Below are 20,885 nucleotides of genomic sequence, written 5' to 3'. Positions count from 1 at the left end.
ATCACGCCTCCATCGTCTTGATGCGCGTCGTGCGCGGCAGGCAGGCGACGCCGTCCGGGGTGGCGAGGACGATGTCGACGCCACGCGGAAAGCGCTGGTTGTTCTGCTTCCACTGTTCGACGAAATGGCGCGGCATCTGTGCCGGCGCGATGCTTGCAGTCTTTTCGATGCCAGGACCTTCGAGCAACAGAGGGGCGCCTGAAACGAGATCTCCGACTTGCAGGATCAGCGTCGTGGAGCGGTCGGGATAATCCTGGGTGCCTTGTGAGAAGCCGTCGAGCGCCATCATTTCGGCCGGCGTGGCGATCAGCGCGAAATGCGCATCGGCCGGCGTGTTGGCCAGGGGCGCGCCGGTGTGGAAGCCGAGCCAGGATTTCACCGCTACCGGGGCCTGCAAAACGGGGTCGAGCCACAGCGGCGTGTCGTTGTCGCACAGCGCCAGCGCAATGGCGCCCGCGGTGGCTGACAGCGGCGCCGGCGGGCGGGCAAAGACCGGCAGAGGCTGCAGGGTGCCCGGCCGCGCCATTGCGTCCATCACGGCGCGGAACACCGTCTGGGCGTCGAACACCGGATCGGCAAAGCCGCCTTCGATCGCTTGGGTTACGATGTCCATCAGTCTTCTCCGCGTACCATGGTGAAGAAATCGACCTTCGTTGCCGCCGTCTCGGCGCGACGCCGTTCACGTGCGCTGGCCAGTGCGGCCTGCAGCGGCGCAATGAGTTTGGTCTCGACCTCACGGCGCAGGGCAGGGTCCTGCCAGAGCGCGTCGGCGATCGCCGCCAGTTTTGCTTTCTGCCTGTCACGGCCCAGCGCGTAGCAGTGGCCGACCTGTCCGGAGGCGAGCCGGACGGTAGCGCGGGTGACCGTCGCCTCGCCAACGTTGAACGGCGCGCCGCCGCCGCCGATGCGGCCGCGCACGGTGACCAAGCCGGTTTCGGGGCCGCGCAGGAGTTCCGCCTCAGAAGGCAGGCCGGCTTCGTTCCACAGCCGGACGATATCGTCGCCGGTCGATTGCGCCAGCGTTGCCATAACGGCCTTGCGCTGAGCCTGATCGCGCGCTTCCTGTCCTCGCATGGTTAACATTCCCTTGCATCGAAAATTCGTCTATTGATATAGACAATTATACAAATTATACCTATTATCTAATGCGTGTCTATGACGGGTGCATGACACCGGCGAAAAGATCGGGGCAAGACATGATCGGGCAGCCCAGCAGCATAGAGCGGCGCAGCGGCGTCTCGCTGTGGCGGCAGATCGCCGATCAAATCCTGCGTTCGATCGCCGTCGGCGACTTTGCCGAGAATACCGCGCTGCCGCCGGAAGTCGCGCTGGCCGAGCGCTATGGTGTCAACCGCCATACGGTGCGCAGCGCCATCGCAGCACTGGTGCAGGATGGCGTGCTCAGGGCCGAGCAGGGGCGCGGCACTTTCGTGCTTTCGCGCAAGCGCCTGTCCTATCCGATCGGCGCCCGCACCCGTTTTTCGGAGGGCTTGCAGGGGCAGGCGTCCGAGCGCCGCAGCGTACTGCTCGAATCGGCGGTCGAGCCGGCCAGCCGGCGCGTCGCCGAAGGGCTGGGGCTTGCCAAGGGTTCGAATGTGATACGCCTTGAGACACGCGGCGAAGCCGATGGACAGCCGGTCTCGCGTGCCACCGGCTGGTTCGAGGCGGGACGCTTCGCCGGCATCGATGCTGCCATGGCTGAAACAGGATCGATCACCGCCTCGCTCCAGCGTTTCGGCATCAGTGACTATCTCAGGCAATCGACGGTGCTGTCGGCGCGCCACGCGGATGCCGCCGACCTTGCCGATCTCGATCTGCAGCCCGGCGCCATCGTGCTGGTCACGGTCGCCGTCAACATCACGCCGGACGGCCAGCCGATCCAGTTCGCCGAAACGCGGTTTCCGGCTGAGCGCGTCGAGCTCAAACTGTCGGCGCTGTAGGTAGTGCCGGTCTTATACGAGACCGTGATTTATCTGACTCACGCTGATGTCATACCAGCTCGGTCGCGCTTACATGTCAGCGGCTTGGCGTTTGAGGACCGCCTTCCCCCACTCCGTCTCGGCTTCGCCGAGCCACCTCTCCCCCCTCCGGAGGGAGAGGAAGGGAGCCCGCTGACGGCGAGAGAAGGAGTCTGGTTGAGGGAGCGTTGGCTGCAATAGGCTCGCACCCTTCCTCTACCCCGTCGATCGGGGGAGAGGTGGCTCGGCGAAGCCGAGACGGAGTGGGGGTCGACCTGCGCGGGGCGTTGTCATTCGGGCCGGTTCACCGCCTGCCGTGTTATGACCCGACTTCGATTACCGCCTTGATCAGGCCGGATTTCTCATGCGCCCAGCGGGCGAGGTCGCGCGGCGTCTCGCCAAGCGTCGTGCGATGGGTGATGAGCTTTGCCAGCGGCACAGCACCATCGCGGATCGAGGCGGCGACATGGTCGAAGTCGGCGCGCAGCGCGTTGCGGCTGCCGATCAACGTCATCTCGCGCTTGTGGAATTCGGGATCGGAAAAGACGATGTCGTCCTTGACGACGCTGACCAGGACCAGCGTCCCGCCATGCGCGACATGGGCGAAGGCCGACTGAACGGACTGGGTGTTGCCGGTGGCGTCGAAAACCACGTCAAAACCTTCGCCGCCGGTCGCCTCCCGCACCAGATCGGTCGCAGACGCCTGCGAACCGTCGAGGGTCGCAAAGCCGAGTTCGTTTGCGGCGAAACCCAGCCTCTCCGCGCTCATGTCGAGCAGCGTCACGTCGAGACCGGCGATGCGGGCGAACAGCGCCGTGCCGAGGCCGATCGGCCCTGCGCCGATGACCAGCGTGCGCGCGCCTGGCTGCGCCAGCGAGCGCCGCACGGCATGCGCCCCGATCGCCAGGAATTCGACGGCGGCGGCATCCGCCAGCGACAGGCCGTTTGCCGGATAGAGATTTTGCGCCGGCACCAGGATCCGTTCGCACATGGCGCCGTCGCGGTGGACGCCGAGCACCTCGATCCTGACGCAGCAATTCGGCTTGCCCTGCCGGCAGGCGATGCATTTGCCGCAAGCGAGATAGGGGTTGATGATCACCGGTTCGCCGACGGACAGATCGACGCCTTCGCCGGCCTCGATCACAGTGCCAGAAACCTCGTGGCCCATGATGCGGGGATAGGCGAGGAACGGATGCTTGCCCTCGAAGATGTGATAGTCGGTGCCGCAGATGCCGACATGACTGACCGCGACCAGCGCCCAGCCAGAGGGCGGAGTGCCTGGCGCCGGGCGGTCTTCCAGAACAAGCTCACCGGGCGAGCGGCAGACGACGGCTTTCATGCTTTGATCCAGTCGGTTCATGGCACCGCCGGCCCCGGTTGCGCCGGGCCGGCGGTTGTTAAGATAGTCTACTTGCCGCGGCGGCGCAGGCCGTCGAAATAGACGATGACGATGATTAGCACGCCGGTAATGATGCGCTGCCAGAAGGCATTGACGTTCAAGAGATTGGCGCCGTTGTTGATGGTGGCGAGGATGAAGGCGCCGAGCAGCGGCCCGTGCACCGAGCCGACGGCGCCGAACAGCGAGGTGCCGCCGATCACCGACGAGGCGATCGCCTGCAACTCCCAGCCCTCGGCCTGCGTCGGATTGCCGATGCCGATGCGCGACGCGAGCAGCACGCCGACGAAAGCCGCACACAGGCCCGACAGCGTATAGGCCATGTAGATGGTGCGCTGGACATTGACGCCGGACAGACGCGAGGCCTCGGCGTTGGAGCCGACCGAGAACAGATACCGGCCCCAGCGGCTGTGATGCAGGAAGATGTAGGCGGGGATGCCGACCAGGATCACCATCCAGAACAGATTGGGGACGCCGAGAAACGAGCTGCGCGAAAACAACTGGAAGGCGTCGTTGTTGATCGAGATCGAGTTGCCGTTGGTCATCAAAAGGCCAATGCCACGCAGCGAGGTCAGTGTCGCCAGCGTGATGATGAAGGGCGGCAGGCCCATCCTGACGATGCCGAAGCCGTGGAACATGCCGATGGCGACACCGACCAGCAAGGTGACCAGGATGGCGAGGAAGACCGGCACCCCGGCGTTGATCAGCATCGCCACGATGACGGTGGCGAAGCCGACCACGGCGCCGACGGAAAGGTCGATGCCTCCGGTGATGATGACGAAGGTCTGGCCGACCGCCAGGATGGCTATCATCGAGCCCTGCCGCAGCAGGTTCGAGATATTGTTGGCGGAGGCGAAGCTCGGCGTCGCCACCGACAGGATGATCCACAAAAGAACCAGCAGCGCCAGCAGCGTCAGCCCGAACAGCGCGTTGTAGTTGCGTTTCGGCCTTTCGGCCGGGATCGCCTCGGTGCTCATATCTGTCCTCCCGGTTTTTCTTGTTTCTCGGCGAGCGCCTGATTGAGAATGTCCTCATGATTGGCGGTGCGGAAACCATGCGTGGCCACCAGCTTGCCGCGCCGGAATACATGCAGCGTGTCGGCCAGTTCATAGACCTCGGGCAGATAGGACGAGATCAGGATGATGCCGGCGCCCTTGGACAACAGTTCGCCGAACAGACGGTAGATCTCCGCCTTGGTGCCGACATCGACGCCAACTGTCGGCTCGTCGAAGATGAACAGCTTGGCGCCGTGCGCCAGCCATCTGCCGATGACGATCTTCTGCTGGTTGCCGCCGGACAGGCTGGAGGCGAGCGCGTTGCGCGTCGGCGTCTTGATCCTGAGATTGGCGATCTGGCGATCCGCCTCGGTCTTCTCCTGTGCGCTGGAGATCAGCAGATTGCTGGAGATGCGCTTGTAGATCGGCAGATTGAGATTGAGGCCGACCGGCAGGTTGAGGCAGAGGCCCTGGTCACGGCGGCTTTCCGGCGCCAGCGCCATGCCGAGCCTGATAGCGTCATGCTCGGAGTTGACCTGAACCTCCTTGCCCTCCCAGAGGATCTGGCCGGCCGACTTGCGATGACGGCCGTAGAGCGTGGTGACGAACTCGCTGCGCCCGGCACCGATCAGGCCGTAGAGCCCGACGATTTCGCCGGCCCGGACCGTCATCGAGACATTTTCGAAGCCCTTGCCGGAGAGATTTCTGGCTTCGAGGAGCGTCGCGCCCGGGGTAAAATGCTCCTTGTGGTAGACTTGCTCGATCGAGCGGTTGATCATCATCTTGACCAGCTCGGCGTCGTTGGTCTCGGCGATGTTCCTGGTGCCGACAAGCGTGCCGTCGCGCAGCACCGAGACGCGGTCGGCGAGCTCGAACACCTCTTCCATGCGGTGGCTGATGTAGATGATGGTGACGCCTTCGCCCTTCAGCCGGCGGATCAGCGTGAACAGCTGGTCGGCTTCCTTCCGGGTGAGGTAGGCGGTCGGCTCGTCGAAGATCAGGAACTTGGTGCCGCGCACGGTGGCGCGGGCGGCGGCGATCAGCTGCTGCTGGCCTATGGTCAGGTCACCCAGCACGACATGCGCCGGCAGATCGAAGCCGAGATCGTCGATGATCTTCTGCGCTTCCCTGACCATAGCCCGCTGCTGCAGGATGCCGAAGCGGGAATCCTCCTCGCCGAGGAACATGTTGGCCGCGACAGTGAGATGGCGGCACAGAACGACCTCCTGATGCACGGCATTGATGCCGAGCGCCATCGCCTCATGCGGGGTCGCCAGCGCTGCCGGCTTGCCCTCCCAGATGACGTCGCCGGCAGTGCGCGGCATAACGCCGGTCAGCAGCTTGATCAGGGTGGATTTGCCGGCGCCGTTCTCGCCGACGATGGCGTGGATTTCGCTGGCCTTGAAGGCGAGGTTAACCGGCTTCAGCGCGTGCGTCCCAGGATATCGCTTTTCCAGTCCCTTGAGTTCGAGGATCGTCCTGCCCGGTTCCAGCGTTGGGGCCGGATGCAGTTCCTGCGCCGTCGATGTCATGACAATCCTCCCAGATTGGCCTCACGAGTGGCACGAGTGTAGGTCGTTTCCGGGGCGAAAAGCCCCGGAAACGGTGCGCCAATGCCGGTGCTCAGTCGAGCTTCGGATTAAGCAGCGCGTCGATCTTCGGATCCTTCATATTGGCCTTGGTGACGAGGTTGGCGCCGGTATCGACATTGGCCTCGACCTTCTCGCCCTTCGAGGCGGCGAGCGCCGTCTTGATGCCGTCATAGCCCATGCGGTACGGATCCTGGACGACGAGAGCCGAAATGACGCCGTCGTTGAGGAACTTGATCAGCTTCTCGTCGCTGTCGAAGCCGACGAGTCCGACCTTGCCGGCCAGGCTGTTCTCGGCGATCGCCTGACCGACGCCCTGCGCCATGATCAGGTTGGAGGCGAAGATGCCCTTGAGGTTCGGATTGGCGGTGATCAGGTCGGTCGCGATGTTGAGGCCGGTCGTGGCTTGGCCGTCGGCATATTTGTCGGCGACGAGCTTGAGGCCCGGATACTTGGCAGCAAGCTGCTCCTTGAAGCCCTGGGCGCGCTGTTCGAGCGACCCGGCACCCGGAAGCGCGGTGATCAGGGCGACGTCGCCCTCGACTTTGCCGCCATTGGCCTCGCCGATGGCTGCCGCCAGGCCGTCGGCGGCGACGCGGCCGCCCTGGATGTTGTCGGTGGTCAGGAACGAGGTGAAGGCCTTGGAATCGGCGCCGGAGTCGATGCCGATGATTTTGACCTTGCTGGCAGCCTCATCGATCGGCTTGCCGAGCGCCTTGGCTTCGGTCGGTGCGATGACGACGGCGGCGGGGTTGCCGGCGACGGCGTTTTCAAGGATCGAGATCTGGCCGTTGACATCGGTCTCCGCCTGGGCACCGAGTTCCGGCACGTTGACGCCGAGGTCCTTGCCGGCCTTGCGGGCGCCGGCCAGAACGATCTGCCAGTAGAAAGAGGTGGTGTCCTTGACGATGATCGGAATGGTCACGTCCGCCGCCGAAGCCGGCGCCGAATGCATCACGCCGGCAAGCATCGAGGCGGCAGCGAGCGCCACGAATGCGCGGCGGTTGAGAATGCTGGTCACGAATTTCATTAGGTTTCCTCCCTAAGTCGCCCGGTGAAGGTTGCGGAAGCTCGGTTTGGATAGGCGCAGCCCAAACGGAACTTTATCAATAAAAAACATTTACCGCATTTTGATAGTGCATAGGATGGGCCGGCGCAAGCGGTGTTTCGTATCGGTCTCCAGATGGCTGGACCGGAAGGGGCCTCCTTGCCGATCCTCATTTCCAACCCTACAGATCCTCTTCGAAAGGTATGGAATATTAATTCCACTAACCAGTCAATATGGAATATTCATTCTTTTTTGAGGCGTACGATTGTGACGCCTCCTGATCGCACCGTCCGCCGTTTAACCGGCGAACGGCGAAGGCCGCAGCGCATCAGCCAAGTTTCTGTACGACTGTGTAGGGATCATATTTGGCGAACTCTGTTTCGGGCACCGGGATGTCGAGCAGTTGGAGATTTCGCGCCAGATTGGCCGGTTTGGCGGTGCCCGTCAGCACAGAAGCTACCACAGGCTCATGCAGCGGAAACTGGAACGCCGCCGCGGCAAGCGGATAGCCGCCCTCGGCGGCGATTTTTTCCATGGCGCCGACGCGGTCGAGAATGTTCTGGGTGGCCGGCAGGTAGTCGAAATGCGCACTCGGCACCGGGCCGGTCGCCAAGATGCCGGAATTGAAGACGCCACCGATGATCAGCGAGGTCTGCCGCTGCCGGCAAAGCGGCAGCAATTCGGCTTCGGCGGTACGGTCAAGCAGCGAATAGCGGCTGGCAAGCAGGATGCAGTCGAGCGGCGCCTGGCGCAGCACATCGAGACAGATCTGCACCTCGTTGACGCCAAGGCCGTAGGCGGAAATGACCTTGGACGACTTCAGTTCTTCCAGCGCCTTCAGCCCGCCGTCCATCAACTGGCGGAAATGCAGCTTCGTTTTCTCGACGCCATGCGTGTAGACGCCGATGTCGTGGACGAACAGGATGTCGATTCGATTGAGGCCAAGCCGCGCATAGCTGAACTCGACCGAGCGCATGATGCCGTCGTAGGAATAGTCGTAGTCGAGCGCAAAGGGCAGCGGATCGACATAGGAATGGTCCGGAATCTGGTCTTTCGGCACCGGCCGGAACAGGCGCCCAACCTTGGTCGACAGCACGTAGGAGTCCCGCGGCTTGTCGCGCAGGAAATCGCCGAAGCGGCGTTCCGAGAGGCCGAAGCCGTAGAAGGGCGCCGTATCGAAATAGCGCAGGCCAGCATCCCAGGCGACCTGCAGCGTCTGCATCGCCGCCTCGCGCGGGCAAGCTCGGTAGAGGCCGCCGACCGCCGCGCCGCCGAAGCTGACCTCGGTTATTTCCAGCGCGGTGCTGCCGACACGGCGTTTCTTCATGCAAAGCCTCCCACCGGCCATTTGCCTGGCCGTCTATGTCGTAAGTCAGTTAGTGGCTGGTCTAGAGGGTCGCGCCGAGGTGCCAGGGCACGAACTCGTTGTCGCCGTAGCCGAACTCCTCGCTCTTGGTCTTGCGGCCGGAAGCCGTCTCGACGATCAGTTCGAAGATCTCGCGGCCCATGCCGGCAATGGTCTTTTCGCCCGAGGCGATGACGCCGCAATTCACGTCCATGTCCTCTTCCATCTGATGATACATGGTCGAATTGGTGGCGACCTTGATCGACGGTGTCGGCCGGCAGCCGAAGCAGGAGCCGCGGCCGGTGGTGAAGACGATGACGTTGGCGCCGCCCGCAACCTGGCCGGTGGCCGAAACCGGGTCGTAGCCGGGCGTGTCCATGAACACCAGCCCGTGCCCGGTGACCTTCTCGGCATAGCCGAAGACGCCGTTGAGCGGCGTCTGGCCGCCCTTGGCGACCGCGCCAAGCGACTTCTCCAAAATGGTGGTCAGGCCGCCGCGCTTGTTGCCGGGCGAGGGATTGTTGTCGATGGAGGCTCCATGCTTGGCGACATGGTCTTCCCACCACTTCACATAGCCGTCCAGCTTGGCTGCGATCTCCGGGGTCGCCGCGCGATAGGCGAGCAGATGCTCGGCGCCGTAGATTTCCGTGGTCTCGGAGAGGATGCCGATGCCGCCGACGCCCGCCAGGATGTCGACCGCGGCGCCCAGCGCCGGATTGGCGGTTATGCCGGACATGCCGTCCGAGCCGCCGCATTGCAGGCCGACGACGATCTCGCTGACCGGGATCGGCTCACGCTCAAGCTTGCCGATCTCCTCGGCGATCTCGGCCAACACCAGCATCGCCTTCTCGACCGATTTGCGCGAGCCGCCGGCTTCCTGGATGTTGAAATGGCGTTTTCCGGCGGCGACGCCCTTCTGGCCATAGAGGGTGAGCTGATTGACCTCGCAGCCGAGCCCAACCATCAGCACGCCGCCGAAATTCGGATGGCGGGCATAGCCGGCAAGCGTGCGGTGTAGCACCATCATGCCGTCGCCGGTGGCGCTCATGCCGCAGCCCTGGCCGTGAACGATAGGGACAAAGCCGTCGATCCCCGGATATCTGGGCAGGAGCGTGCGGTTCGCCTCATCGGCGATGGCGTGGCAAACGGTGGCCGAGCAATTGACGCTGGCGAGAATGCCGATGAAGTTGCGCGTGCCGGCACGGCCGTCGGCGCGACGATAGCCCATGAAGGTGCGGGTGCGATCGGCCTCGGTCGCGTGCACGGCTTCGCTCGGCGGCACCACCGGCAAACGCCCGGACTCGAAGACCAGATTGTGCGAATGAACATGCTCGCCGGGCGCGATGGCTTCAGTGGCGCGGCCGATCGCCTGAGCGTATTTGACCACGGCCTCGCCAGCGGCGATCGGCTTGATCGCAACCTTGTGCCCGGGTTCGATCAACGCTGTGGCAACGGCGCCGTCCGGCAGCACCGCGCCGATCTCAATGCGGCCATTGGCGACCGCGACATTGTCAGCGGGAGACAGAAGAATGCTGTTTGCGGCGTTCACGGGCAGTTTCCTGGGTGTTCCTGGGATGTGCGAGCGGATTGACACGCGCCTGTTAAAAGATAATGTCTTTTATCGTGAAAAAACAGTTTTGCGTCAATTGTTTTTTCGCGAAAGCGTCGTGCGTTCTTAATGGATGTGCAAAGGGCCGGACACTGGAACCAGGGCTGACTTCCGAAAAGCGATTCCGCTTTTTGGGAGCCTGCGCTAGCAACGTTTGTCCATATCGCGCTTCAAGCCGGCCGCCGCAAGCGCTGGCGCGCAATGAGGCAGGGGATGTCAAAGAGCAACAACGTCTACAAGGACGCCTACAATCGCGGTCTGCGGCTGCTCGATGAAACGAAAAGCCTGCCGTCGGAGCCCGAGCTGGGCACGCTGCTCGGCGTCAGCCGCACCACCATCCGCACCATCCTTGCGCGCATGGAAGAGACGGGGCTGATCGCCTGGAACAAGCGTAGCAAGACGGTTTTGCGCGTGCCGCGACCGGACGATTTTTTCCCCGAGGAAGAGACCGACACGCTGTCGCAGATCATCGAGCGCTCTTTCATGCGGCGGCTGCTTGCCGGCGGCGCCGAGCCCGGCATGCAGATCAACGAGCTCGAGCTGGCGCGCGAGATCGGCGTCGGCACCACCAGCGTGCGCGAGTTCCTGATCCGCTTTTCCCGCTTCGGGCTGATCGAGAAACGCCGCAACAGCCATTGGGTGCTGAAAGGTTTTACCCGCGCTTTCGCGCTGGAATTGACCGAAATCCGCGAGATGTTCGAATTGCGCTCGGCCGCCGCCTTCGCCGCCCTGCCCGAAGACAGCCCGGTCTGGGCCGACCTAGACCTCCTGGAAGGCGAGCATCGCCTGCTGGCGCGCGAGATCGCCACGCGCTTCAATGAATTCTCGGAGCTCGACGAGCGCTTTCACCGGCTGATCCACCGCGCATCGCACAACCGCTTCATCGTCGATTTCTACGACGTCATCGCCATGATTTTCCACTACCACTACCAATGGAACAAGGCGCAGGAGCGCGAGCGCAACGAGGTGGCCGTCACCGAGCATCTGGCCTATATCGCCGCGCTCAAATCGCGCGATCTCGGCAAGGTCGACGCCGCCTGCCGCAAGCATCTGAAGTCGGCGCGCAATACGCTGCTGACTTCGATCCCCGAGGGCCAGCAGCCGCAACGGGCTTAAAGCGCGTCGCGTCTGAACAATGCGACGCGCTTTAAGTTCTTGTTCTTGTGCATGTCGTTCTCCCAAAACCGCTGCGCACTTTTGGGCGACATGCATTGATCGCGCCGCGTTGCCGCAGCAATGATTTGGCGATTTTCCACCTGCTGAGCCCGTGCTAGATATCTGGCCGTTGCTGCGTGAAGAGGCAGGTCTTTGAATATCCGGCGGAGACGATGGAGCATGCCGGCCGCGTTCGCCGCGGCCTATTTGCTCGTGCTCCAGTCGGTGCTTGGCGCATTCGCCTTCGGCTTAAGCCCGAATGCCTCGCAACTCGACGCTTTCGGCAATGTCATCTGCACTCAGGAGGGCGCCGCCCAGCTTCCGGGCGGCGATCCGCACCAGCAGCACATGCCGGCCTGCTGCATGCTTGGCTGCGGTGTGGCCTCGGCTGCTTACGTGCCGCCGCCCGCTGCCGGGATGGTGCCCGGCAATTTTCCCGTCGAAACCGTCGCGTTTGTGCTGCCAGCGTTCCGGCACCTCGATTTCAGCCGCGACCGCTCGCCGTCGAATCCGCGCGCGCCGCCGGCGTCGGCCTGATCCGTTCCAGATCGCCTTGCGAAAGCCTTCGCAAGCGCATTCATTCAACATCGAAACTGTTCGCGACCGGCCGACGGCGCGATTTCTCAGTTCTTGGAGCTATCATGTCTCACTCTTTCCGCGCGCCGTTCGGCCGCAACAGCCTCTTCCTGCGCCGCTTTGAGGAGCGGCTCGGCATCACCGTGTTCGTCCTCGCCCTCCTGTTCGTCAGCGCCCAGGCCGTTTTCGCGCATGAGTTCAGGGTTGGCGACCTCGAGGTCGGGCATCCCTGGTCGCGCGCCACACCGCCCGGCGCCAAAGTGGCTGGCGGCTATTTCACCGTCACCAACACCGGCAGTTCGCCGGACCGGCTGCTGTCGATTTCCTCGGAAATTTCGGCCAAGGCCGAACTGCATGAAATGGGCGTGAGCGATGGCGTCATGACCATGCGGCCGGTCACCGGCGGCCTTGAAATTCCCGCCGGCGGCAAGCTCGCGCTGGCACCCGGCGGCTATCATCTGATGTTCGTCGGGCTGAAGCGGCAACCGAAGCAAGGCGAGACGTTTCCAGCCACGCTGACCTTCGAGAAGGCCGGCGCCGTCACCGTCGACTTCGCCGTGGAAGGCATCGGCGAGACAGGCGGCATGGACAACCATGCCAACTGACCCGGCCAGATCCGGACAATTCGAAATTTGAGGGAACCATCATGAACAGGTATCTTTTGTCGGCCGGCGCGTTTCTCGTCTTGGGGACAAGCGCGGCCTTTGCCCACATCACACTCGAAACGCAGGAGGCGGCGGTCGGTTCGACCTACAAGGCCGTCCTGCGCGTGCCGCATGGCTGCGACGGCAAGGCGACGACCGCCGTGCGCGTGCAGATCCCGGAAGGGGTGATTTCGGTGAAGCCGATGCCGAAGCCGGGCTGGACGCTGCAGGTCAAGAAAGGCAGATACGAGAAATCCTATCAGCTCCATGGTCAAGAGGTGAGCAACGGCGTCAAGGAAGTCGACTGGAGCGGCGGCAGCCTGCCGGACGAATTCTACGACGAATTCGTCTTCCGCGGGACTCTGGCGGTAGACCTGCCGGCCGGCCAAACGCTCTACTTCCCGGTGGTGCAGGAATGCGACGGCGCTGCCGAGCGCTGGATCGAGATTCCGGTGGGCGGCCAGGATGAGGATGCGCTGGAATATCCGGCGCCCGGCCTCAAGCTTTCGCCGAAGAAATGATTTTTTGGCGGCGCGCTTTATTCGAAAGAGCGCGCCGCCGCTTTTGTGACATTGACATGAGCCTGGCATCTTTTCGGTGGACGACCTGCAGGTTCGACAAGCGCGCCGGTTGGCCTGCCATTGGCCTGCTGGCCGCGATCATGCTGCTCGCCGTCATTACCGCGCCAAACCAGGCTTTTGCCCACGCAGCGCTGGTCACAGCCGATCCGGCCGACGGCACGGTGCTGGCACAGAGCCCAGCGCACTTCTCGCTGAGTTTCAGCGAGCCGGTCTCGCCGCTGGTGCTGACCTTGGTGCGGCCTGACGGGACGGCGGTTCCGCTGACATCCTTTCGGCGCAATGGCCAGACGGTCGAGATCGACAATCCGCAGACGCTTGGATCCGGCATGCATGTGGTGAGCTGGCGGGTGATTTCCGCCGATGGCCATCCGGTCGGCGGCTCGGTGCTGTTTTCCATTGGTGCGCCGAGTGCTGCGCCGGCCGTCTCCGAAGCTGTCGACCGGGGCCTGAGGTCGGCGATCTGGATCGGCAAGGTCTTTCTCTATATCGGTCTCTTTCTTGGTGTCGGCGGTGCCTTTGCCATCGCCTGGCTGGCGAAGGGCGGACGTTCCGGCCAGCGCTTCGTCATCACCGCAATCCTGTGCGGCCTTGTCGCGGCACCCTTGTCGCTCGGCTTCCAGGGACTGGACGCGCTCGGTGCACCGCTCGCCCGGCTGGCGCAGCCGAGCGTTTGGCAGGCCGGGCTCGGCACCAGCTTCGGCTGGACGGTGCTGGTCGCGCTGGTGGCGCTCGGGCTTGGCCTGCTGTCGCTGGTCGGGCCGCGCGGCGGTGCAAAACTGTCTGCCCTTGCCGGCTTGGCCGGTGTCGGTGCCGCTCTCGCCGCCAGCGGTCACGCAAGTGCCGCCGAACCACAATGGCTGACAAGGCCGATGGTGTTTCTGCACGGTGCCGGCATTGCCTTCTGGGCCGGGGCGCTGACGCCGCTCGGTCTCGCCATGAGGCGGAAGCCGGTCGAGGCCATGCCTTTCCTGCGCCGGTTTTCCCAAGCGATCCTGCTCGTGGTGGCCATGCTTGCTGCCACCGGCATCGTGCTGGCTATCATCCAGGTGCAGGCGCCCGCGGCATTGCTCGGCACCGCCTATGGCCGGCTGCTGCTGATAAAGCTGGTGCTGCTGTTCTTTCTGTTCACGCTCGCTGCGACCAATCGCTGGAAACTGACTGGTCCGGCCGAAGCGGGAGAGACGGAAGTACAAAGGAGGCTGGTCCGCTCGATCGGCGTTGAAATGCTGATCATTCTAGCGATCTTCGGCGTTGCCGCCGGCTGGCGCTTCACGCCGCCGCCACGCGCCCTGGCGATCGCAGCAGCGCAGCCGGCATCGATCCATATCCACACGCCGCAGGCGATGGCCGACCTCAGCATCACGCCCGGCCATGTTGGGCCGGTTGCCGCGTCTATCGTCATCATGACCGGCGATTTCGGTCCGCTCAATGCTGAGCAAGTGACGTTGGTGTTGTCAAAACCCGATGCCGGCATCGAGCCGATCAAACGCGCGGCGACAAAGCGCGGTGATGCCACTTGGCGTGTCGACGATCTCGTCGTCCCGGTCCCGGGCCGATGGGCGGCGCGGCTCGATATTCTCGTCTCGGATTTCGAGATCGTGAAGATAGAGGCCCCGATCGATATCAGGCGATGAGGACCAGCCGGCAGTCTGCGCAACACATTTCGGCGAGGCGGTTGACGCAGCCTTGGAGGCCCGTCATTCATTTCGGCAAGATTGGCATCTCGACAAGAATGGCATCCCAGGAAGAATGGGCATCGCTACAAATCGCGGCCTCAACAAAAGATCCGAAAGCAGGGAAGAAACGATGGAAAAAGCCGAAATCGGCCTGATCGGCCTTGGCACGATGGGCTCCAACCTGGCGCTCAACATCGCCGAGAAGGGGCACCGCATAGCCGTCTTCAACCGCACCGCCGCGCGCACCGACGCCTTTGTCGAGAATGCCGGCGCGCTGAAGAACATGGTCGTGCCCTGCTACAGCCTGGAGGAGCTCGCCGCCGCCATCCGGCCGCCGCGTCCGATCATCATCATGGTGCTGGCCGGCAAGCCGGTCGACGAGCAGATCGCGGCGCTGCGCGGCGTGCTGTCGGCCAACGACATCGTCATCGATGCCGGCAACGCCAATTTCCGCGACACGATGCGGCGCTTTTCCGAGCTTTCCGATTCGGGTCTCACCTTCATCGGCATGGGCGTGTCCGGCGGCGAGGAGGGCGCGCGCCACGGACCGTCGATCATGGTCGGCGGCACGGAAGAGTCCTGGAAACGCGTCGAGAAGGTGCTGACCGCCATTTCGGCCAAGTTCAGGGATGAGCCCTGTGCGGCATGGCTTGGCACCGATGGCGCAGGGCATTTCGTCAAGACCATCCACAACGGCATCGAATATGCCGACATGCAGATGATCGGCGAGATCTACGGCATCTTGCGCGACGGCTTAGGCATGGGGCCGAAGGAGATCGCACAAGTGTTTGCCGGCTGGAACAAGGGCCGGCTCAACTCCTATCTGATCGAAATCACCGCCAAGGTGCTGGCCGCCGACGATCCGAAGACCGGCAAGCCGGTGGTCGACATCATCCTCGACCGCGCCGGCCAGAAGGGCACCGGCAAATGGTCGGTCATCGAGGCGCAGCAGCTCGGCATTCCCGCCACCGCGATCGAGGCGGCGGTGGCAGCGCGCGTCTTGTCGTCGATAAAGGACGAGCGCCTGGCCGCCGAAAAGGCCTATGGCAATGGCGGTGTGACCAAGATTTCCGGAGACAAGGACGCGCTTCTCAACGATCTCGAACTGGCGCTGTTCGCCGGCAAGATCGCCGCCTACGCGCAAGGCTTCGCGGTGATGAGCGGCGCGTCGAAGGAATTCAACTGGAACCTGCCGATGCCGACCATCGCCAAGATCTGGCGGGCCGGCTGCATCATCCGCTCGCAAATGCTGGACACGATGGCGGAAGCCTTCGGTACGGGCGGGGCGGCCACCAATCTGCTGATGGCACCGGCTTTCATTGCGATGATGCAGGAGGCGCATCCATCGCTTCGGCGCATCGTGGCAAGGGCATCGGAGGCTGGCTCGCCAGTGCCGGCGCTGTCGTCCGCGCTGGCCTATTTCGACAGCTACCGCCAGGGCCGCGGCACCTCGAACCTGATCCAGGCGCAACGCGACTTCTTCGGCGCGCATGGCTTCGAACGCCTCGACGGGCCGGGCGCGTTCCATGGGCCGTGGGGGAGTGGCGCGGCAGGCTAACGCCGAGACTTGGACTAGAGTCCAATTTTGCGGTTGCCAGAAAGCAGACATCTCCAGCGACCAACTGGGTGCCGGGGTCGTGCCAGGAACCTGCTATGCCAGTAGAGACGATTGACGGTCTCATCGGTATCGGCGGAGCCGCGAATCTGTGGTAAGCCGCCGCTCAACCAACCAAAGGACGACACCTGTGAGCGAACCTACCGTGGCCGAGGCGACCGAAAGTATCTATGCCTCGCTGCGGGCGGACAATGCCGACATCGACGCACATATCGCGACGCTTAAAGCGGCGCTGACACGAGAAGGGATAAAACAGGCGGTGTTCGATCCGACCAAGTTGGCGCAGAACAACCGCTCGGGCCGCAAGTTGATGCAGGCCTATTTTCGGCAGCGCGGCGTGAGCGTGAGGTTTTCGGATTAGTAGAGCCGCGCGCGGGTGATCTCAAGCGCGCCGTTGGGAGTTCTCGGGCCGGTCCGGCGGTTCGCCATCTGGACGTCGGGACTGCGCTACATTTCGGCCGGTTGGGTCGCCTTGAGGCTGCCGTGAAAGCTGCCGGTGACCTGCCGACATGCAGCGTGGTGCAGGCATGGCCGGCCTTGGGCGCGGTCATCGGAGTTCCGTTCAGCCGCTGTTGAGTGCTTCGTCCAGTGCCGTCGTCTGGGCCTTGACGAAGGCCTGGGAGATGGCGGCTTTCGCTTCGATGGCGTCGAAGTTGTGGTAGGCGCCGGGCACTACGTGCAGGGTGCTGGCGACGCCGGCCTGCTGCAGTCGCCGAGCGTAGGTGACGTCCTCGTCGTGGAACAGGTCGTTGGTGCCGACGCCGATCCATGCGGGCGGCAGGCCGGAGAGGTCGTCATAGCGGGCCGGCGCGGCTAGCGGGGGCACGTTGCCGTCCGCGGTGGCTGGGCCGAGGTAGGAGCGCCAGCCGAACCGGTTGCTGGCCGGGCTCCAGAGGCGGAGCCGCCGCGGGTCGATGTCGATGCGGGTGGTGGTCCGGTCATCCAGCATTGGGTAGGACAGCAGTTGCAGGACCGGACGGATCTCGCCGCGTTCCTTCGCCAGCAGCGCCAACGCGGCGGCCAGACCGCCGCCGGCGCTGGCGCCGCCGATGGCGATGCGTGCGGGATCGATGTCGGGTTGGCCGGCGAGCCATTGCAGCGCGGTGTAGCAGTCTTCCAGCGGCGCCGGGAACGGGTGCTCGGGCGCGAGCCGGTACTCCACCGAGACGACGACGATGTTGAGCTGATCGGCGATCAGGCGGCAGAAGGCGCTGTCCTGCGCCGCGTCGCCGAGCACCATTCCGCCGCCGTGGATCCACAACAGTGCAGGAGTCCGAGGCCGGGCCGAAGCCGGGCGAAAGACGTGTACCGACACGTTGGCGTCCACGGATACGACCTGCGCGTCCGGCCGCCGGGTGATCCCGGTGAGCTTGGTGAGGAGACGGAGCGCGGGAAGCGTTCCGGCGGTGATGATGGTGCGGGGAAGGAACCGCGCGGCTCGCAGTTGTGGGTTGAAGGGTTGCTCGGTCATCGTGGTTCCTGTCTGATGGAGGGCGACGTCGCCGGGTGTGCCGGGGCTTGTCACAGAAATGAGGGTCATGGTCGGAGCTCGGCGTCCACCAGGGCCAGGGCGTTGCGGAGGCCCTGCTCGAGGAGGTCGTCGGAGAGTTGTCGGTCGGTCAGGGCGCGGCAGAGTTGTAGCGTCCCGGCCATCAGGCCGAGGAGGCTGAGCGCCTTCACGCGGGCCGAGGGCGGATCTTCGGGTGCCATGCGGGCGGCGAGGCCGTCGATGACGACCAGCACGCCGTCGGTGTACGCCTGCCTGATTGCGTCCGCGCTGCGCCCGATCTCGTCGAGCAGGGCGGCGTTGGGGCAGCCGTCGCCGGGGTTGTCACGGTGGTGGGCCGACAGGTACCAGCGCACGATCTGTTCGAGGCCGGCCAGGCCGGGCTCCGCCAGCTCGACGATGTTCGCGTGCAGTGTGTGCAGTTGGTCGGTGACCGCCTCCGCGACGAGGCCGTCCTTGGATTCGAAGTGGGCGTAGAAGGCGCCGTTGGTCAGGTCCGCGTCCTTCATCAGCGTCGCGACTCCGGAGCCGTCGATACCGTCCCGCTTGAGCCGTCGACCGGCCGTCGCAACGATCCGCTGCCTTGTCTCCTGCTTGTGTTCTTTCGTGTAACGCACCATGCGTTCCTCCATCTCAACCGGGCTTCGCGCTCCGGATACCGCTATGTCTTGGTCAGTTGTCAGTGGATCTAAGCAGCGATCAGCTCGGCATCCGGTTGAATCTGCGGATGACGCGGTCGAAGATCCGGGCCGGGGCGACGCGGTGCACCGCGTTGATGATCCGGGCGGTCGTACCGGCGGTGCGCCGTAGTTTTGGGTTCCGGTCGGTGGCCGCCGCGACGATCACCTTGGCGACGACGGCGGGGTCGTCGCCGCTGCTGAGGTTCTTCTCCAGCAGCTCGTCGTAGTTGCGCCGTCCCGCCGCGTAGAGCGGCATGGGGGTGTCGGCCTCCACGCTGTGGCCTGCGAACGGAGTGTTGATCGGGCCGGGCTCGACGAGCAGGACCCGGACGCCGTAATCGCGAACCTCGTGGTCCAGCGATTGGGAGTAGCCTTCGACCGCGTGCTTGGTCGAGACGTAGAGGGCCATGAACGGGCTGGGGACGAATCCGCTGAGGGAGGAGACATTGATGATGCGTCCGCGGCCTTGGACGCGCATGTGCGGCAGGACCGCCTTGGTCGTCCGCATGATGCCGTAGACGTTAATGTCGAAGATGTCCTGCGTCTGGGTAATCGAGAACTCCTCGGCTGCGCCGGTTGTGCCAACGCCGGCGTTGTTGACCAGGACGTCGATGTGGCCGAGCCGATCGATCACCTGCTTGACCGCTGAGGCGACCGACTCGTCGCTGGTCACGTCGAGGTCGAGGTAGGTCACCCCGGCGGGCGCGGTGAGTTGCGCGGTGTTGCGGCCGGTTCCGATCACCTGGAAACCTGCGGCGGCCAAGGCGATCGCTGTGGCCTTGCCGATGCCTGAGGTGGCGCCTGTTACGAGCGCAACCTGCGGAGTTGTTGTCATCATGAGCTCCTGAAGTTTTGAATTACGTTCGTACGACAATAGCCGTTTGGTAGTCGCAAAGCAACGATTAAATTATGTTCGTACTTTCATGGAGGGCGAGACGAGGACCACAGCGGGCCGGACGGGCGAAGGTATGCCGGTCTCGCATGAGCCGGCCTTCGTGGCCGACGTGGATTGCATCTGCGATCCAGCGACCGTGGTCGAGATCCTGGAGGGCTATCTGGCGAGGCTGATCGTCGATGGCCGCAGCCTCTGTTGAAATCATTGATGTTGCAGCTAATTTGCAATCCGGTGCGTGTGCCATCCGAACGGTGGTCCCGTCGGAGTGACCGCTATCCGCGTTTCGACGCCAAAAAGCAGACAGGCGCTTTCGGCCCCAAGGCTGCCAGTCAGCAGCGCGTTTTTTGCAGGCAAGTGGAATCACTGGCGTCGCAGAAATGCGGCTAAGGCAAATAGATGGAGCCGGATGCCCAGTTCAATTTGAACGTATCCCGCTCTAGTCGGGACGGCGATAGGCCAGGACTTCGGTCGGCACGCTCAGGCTCTGCAGTGAGCCAGGTGCGGCGCCGCCGATCCAGCCCAGCACGGAACGGGCCAGCTCGGCGCCGGCCAGCCGGAAGTCCTCGTTGACGACCAGCAATTCCCTGCGGAACAGATGCAGCAGGTCCGACGATTGCTTGGACACCACATCGACGTCCTGGCCGAGCTTGAGGCCGGCGTCCTCGATGCCGGCGACGATGGCGAGTGTCGCGGCGGCGGCGCTGCTGACGAAGCCATCCGGCCTGACGTCGCGACGCATCAGCTGCGCGGTCCTCATCCTGATCTGCTCGATCGAGTGGTCGATCGAAACGGTGTTGAACGGGATCTCGCTGGCGCCGACCTCGCTCAGCGCATCGGTAAAGCCGTTCAGCGCATGGCGGTGATAGGTCAGCTCGACTGGTGGTGCCAGCAGAGCCAGCCTGCGGCGGCCGATGCCGGCCAGGTGGCGCACAGCCTCGGTCGCGAACGCGTAGTTGTCGAAATCATGATAGGGGTGGATCAACCCCATATCGGTGCGGCCGTGCGTGGCAAAGGGGATGCCACGCTCCAGCAGGTAACGGGCCCTGGGGTCATTCGGCTGGGTTCGCGAAATGATGACGCCGTCGGCGGAGCCGGTTTCCACCAGATAGCGTATCGGGTCCAGGGGATCCTGCGAGCGTGAGTACGGCGTGACGATCAGGTGATAGGGCGTGTCGGCGATGACTTCCGAGACACCGTAGATGATATCCGAGACAAAGCTCATGATCTCGTGCTCGGTGTTGAGCACGAGACTGATGACGTTGGTCTTTCCGGTCCGCAGGCGCACGCCGGCACGGTTGGGGCGGTAGCCGATCTGCTTGGCGACGAGCTGGACGCGCCGCCTGGTCTCGGCGCCGATTTCGGGCGCGTCCTTCAGCGCCCGCGACACGGTGGTGACGCCCAGCCCGGTCATGAAGGCAAGCGTCTTCAGCGTCGGCCGGCCCTGTCCCGACGCCTCGTCGTCCTTTTCCGTTCGATGTCTGTCCATTCACCCCGCCCGTCAGGCGCATAGCAGTTGCCGTGCAGGCCGGCAATCGGCGGATTGCGGCTCGCCAGCGACTCTCCGCCTGGTGAACATCCTATATACTGAAACGTTACAGATTGTCACTTGCCATCGC

At 64.0% G+C, this 20,885-nt stretch carries 21 protein-coding genes; 9 read left to right on the top strand and 12 right to left on the bottom strand.

Annotated features, from left to right (window positions below; genetic code table 11):
• Position 1 precedes the first annotated feature (1 nt).
• Positions 2-613 (bottom strand): phosphonate C-P lyase system protein PhnH, encoded by a 612-nt coding sequence (gene phnH / locus RPG13_RS01420; protein WP_095488282.1) that lies wholly within the window; start codon positions 611-613, stop codon positions 2-4.
• Positions 613-1,074 carry a phosphonate C-P lyase system protein PhnG gene (gene phnG / locus RPG13_RS01415; RefSeq protein WP_095488284.1) on the bottom strand — a complete coding sequence of 154 codons (462 nt, stop codon included), beginning with the start codon at positions 1,072-1,074 and terminating at the stop codon, positions 613-615. The genes phnH and phnG overlap by 1 nt, the downstream gene beginning before the upstream one ends.
• A 122-nt stretch (positions 1,075-1,196) precedes the next feature.
• Here phnG and phnF point away from each other — a divergent pair, with 122 nt between their 5' ends.
• Positions 1,197-1,940 (top strand): phosphonate metabolism transcriptional regulator PhnF, encoded by a 744-nt coding sequence (gene phnF / locus RPG13_RS01410; protein ID WP_337124263.1) that lies wholly within the window; start codon positions 1,197-1,199, stop codon positions 1,938-1,940.
• 337 nt (positions 1,941-2,277) lie between these two features.
• On the opposite strand, the gene RPG13_RS01405 is transcribed toward phnF, so the two are convergent.
• The 6 genes from RPG13_RS01405 to RPG13_RS01380 all read right to left on the bottom strand — a co-directional run bounded on the left by RPG13_RS01405 (position 2,278) and on the right by RPG13_RS01380 (position 9,880).
• On the bottom strand, positions 2,278-3,297 hold the full coding sequence (locus RPG13_RS01405) for a zinc-binding alcohol dehydrogenase family protein (protein WP_337124262.1): 1,020 nt from the start codon (positions 3,295-3,297) through the stop codon (positions 2,278-2,280).
• Between the two features lie 68 nt (positions 3,298-3,365).
• On the bottom strand, positions 3,366-4,331 hold the full coding sequence (locus RPG13_RS01400) for an ABC transporter permease (protein ID WP_095488290.1): 966 nt from the start codon (positions 4,329-4,331) through the stop codon (positions 3,366-3,368).
• Positions 4,328-5,881: a sugar ABC transporter ATP-binding protein gene (locus RPG13_RS01395; protein ID WP_292647086.1), complete on the bottom strand. Its 1,554-nt coding sequence runs from the start codon at positions 5,879-5,881 to the stop codon at positions 4,328-4,330. The genes RPG13_RS01400 and RPG13_RS01395 overlap by 4 nt, the downstream gene beginning before the upstream one ends.
• Positions 5,882-5,972: 91 nt before the next feature.
• Positions 5,973-6,968 carry an ABC transporter substrate-binding protein gene (locus tag RPG13_RS01390; protein WP_095488293.1) on the bottom strand — a complete coding sequence of 332 codons (996 nt, stop codon included), beginning with the start codon at positions 6,966-6,968 and terminating at the stop codon, positions 5,973-5,975.
• A gap of 346 nt (positions 6,969-7,314) precedes the next feature.
• The gene (locus RPG13_RS01385; protein ID WP_337124261.1) at positions 7,315-8,313 is read right to left on the bottom strand and encodes an aldo/keto reductase; all 999 of its coding nucleotides are present in this window, start codon (positions 8,311-8,313) and stop codon (positions 7,315-7,317) included.
• Between the two features lie 61 nt (positions 8,314-8,374).
• Positions 8,375-9,880, bottom strand: a complete 1,506-nt coding sequence (locus RPG13_RS01380) for a UxaA family hydrolase (RefSeq protein ID WP_337124260.1) — start codon at positions 9,878-9,880, stop codon at positions 8,375-8,377.
• A gap of 273 nt (positions 9,881-10,153) precedes the next feature.
• Here RPG13_RS01380 and RPG13_RS01375 point away from each other — a divergent pair, with 273 nt between their 5' ends.
• From RPG13_RS01375 to RPG13_RS01345, 7 genes are all read left to right on the top strand, one after another.
• Positions 10,154-11,056, top strand: coding sequence for a GntR family transcriptional regulator (locus tag RPG13_RS01375; protein ID WP_095488299.1), 903 nt, complete (start codon positions 10,154-10,156; stop codon positions 11,054-11,056).
• Positions 11,057-11,275: 219 nt separating this feature from the next.
• Entirely contained in the window at positions 11,276-11,632 is a 357-nt protein-coding gene (locus tag RPG13_RS01370) for a DUF2946 family protein (protein WP_095488301.1), read from the top strand.
• A gap of 104 nt (positions 11,633-11,736) precedes the next feature.
• Entirely contained in the window at positions 11,737-12,276 is a 540-nt protein-coding gene (locus RPG13_RS01365) for a copper chaperone PCu(A)C (RefSeq protein WP_337124259.1), read from the top strand.
• A 41-nt stretch (positions 12,277-12,317) separates the two neighbouring features.
• Positions 12,318-12,836, top strand: a complete 519-nt coding sequence (locus RPG13_RS01360; RefSeq protein WP_337124258.1) for a YcnI family copper-binding membrane protein — start codon at positions 12,318-12,320, stop codon at positions 12,834-12,836.
• A 56-nt stretch (positions 12,837-12,892) separates the two neighbouring features.
• Complete coding sequence (locus RPG13_RS01355) at positions 12,893-14,530, top strand: copper resistance CopC/CopD family protein (protein ID WP_337124257.1); 1,638 nt, start codon at positions 12,893-12,895, stop codon at positions 14,528-14,530.
• 172 nt (positions 14,531-14,702) lie between these two features.
• Entirely contained in the window at positions 14,703-16,130 is a 1,428-nt protein-coding gene (gene gndA / locus RPG13_RS01350; protein ID WP_292626674.1) for an NADP-dependent phosphogluconate dehydrogenase, read from the top strand.
• Between the two features lie 187 nt (positions 16,131-16,317).
• Entirely contained in the window at positions 16,318-16,548 is a 231-nt protein-coding gene (locus RPG13_RS01345; RefSeq protein ID WP_192243035.1) for a hypothetical protein, read from the top strand.
• A gap of 201 nt (positions 16,549-16,749) precedes the next feature.
• Here RPG13_RS01345 and RPG13_RS01340 read toward each other — a convergent pair whose 3' ends face one another.
• The 3 genes from RPG13_RS01340 to RPG13_RS01330 form a co-directional block, all read right to left on the bottom strand.
• Positions 16,750-17,658: an alpha/beta hydrolase gene (locus RPG13_RS01340; RefSeq protein WP_337124256.1), complete on the bottom strand. Its 909-nt coding sequence runs from the start codon at positions 17,656-17,658 to the stop codon at positions 16,750-16,752.
• Between the two features lie 65 nt (positions 17,659-17,723).
• Positions 17,724-18,314, bottom strand: a complete 591-nt coding sequence (locus tag RPG13_RS01335) for a TetR/AcrR family transcriptional regulator (protein WP_095488315.1) — start codon at positions 18,312-18,314, stop codon at positions 17,724-17,726.
• 79 nt (positions 18,315-18,393) lie between these two features.
• The gene (locus RPG13_RS01330) at positions 18,394-19,209 is read right to left on the bottom strand and encodes an oxidoreductase (protein ID WP_337124255.1); all 816 of its coding nucleotides are present in this window, start codon (positions 19,207-19,209) and stop codon (positions 18,394-18,396) included.
• A 133-nt stretch (positions 19,210-19,342) separates the two neighbouring features.
• Here RPG13_RS01330 and RPG13_RS01325 point away from each other — a divergent pair, with 133 nt between their 5' ends.
• Entirely contained in the window at positions 19,343-19,468 is a 126-nt protein-coding gene (locus RPG13_RS01325; protein WP_280953389.1) for a hypothetical protein, read from the top strand.
• Between the two features lie 237 nt (positions 19,469-19,705).
• Here the strand turns inward: RPG13_RS01325 and RPG13_RS01320 are convergent, their stop codons facing one another.
• Complete coding sequence (locus tag RPG13_RS01320) at positions 19,706-20,755, bottom strand: LacI family transcriptional regulator (RefSeq protein ID WP_337124254.1); 1,050 nt, start codon at positions 20,753-20,755, stop codon at positions 19,706-19,708.
• Positions 20,756-20,885 lie beyond the last annotated feature (130 nt).

This window comes from Mesorhizobium sp. ISC15, from assembly GCF_037162615.1.
Lineage (GTDB): Bacteria > Pseudomonadota > Alphaproteobacteria > Rhizobiales > Rhizobiaceae > Mesorhizobium > Mesorhizobium mediterraneum.
This window is presented reverse-complemented; position numbering and strand designations above follow the sequence as displayed.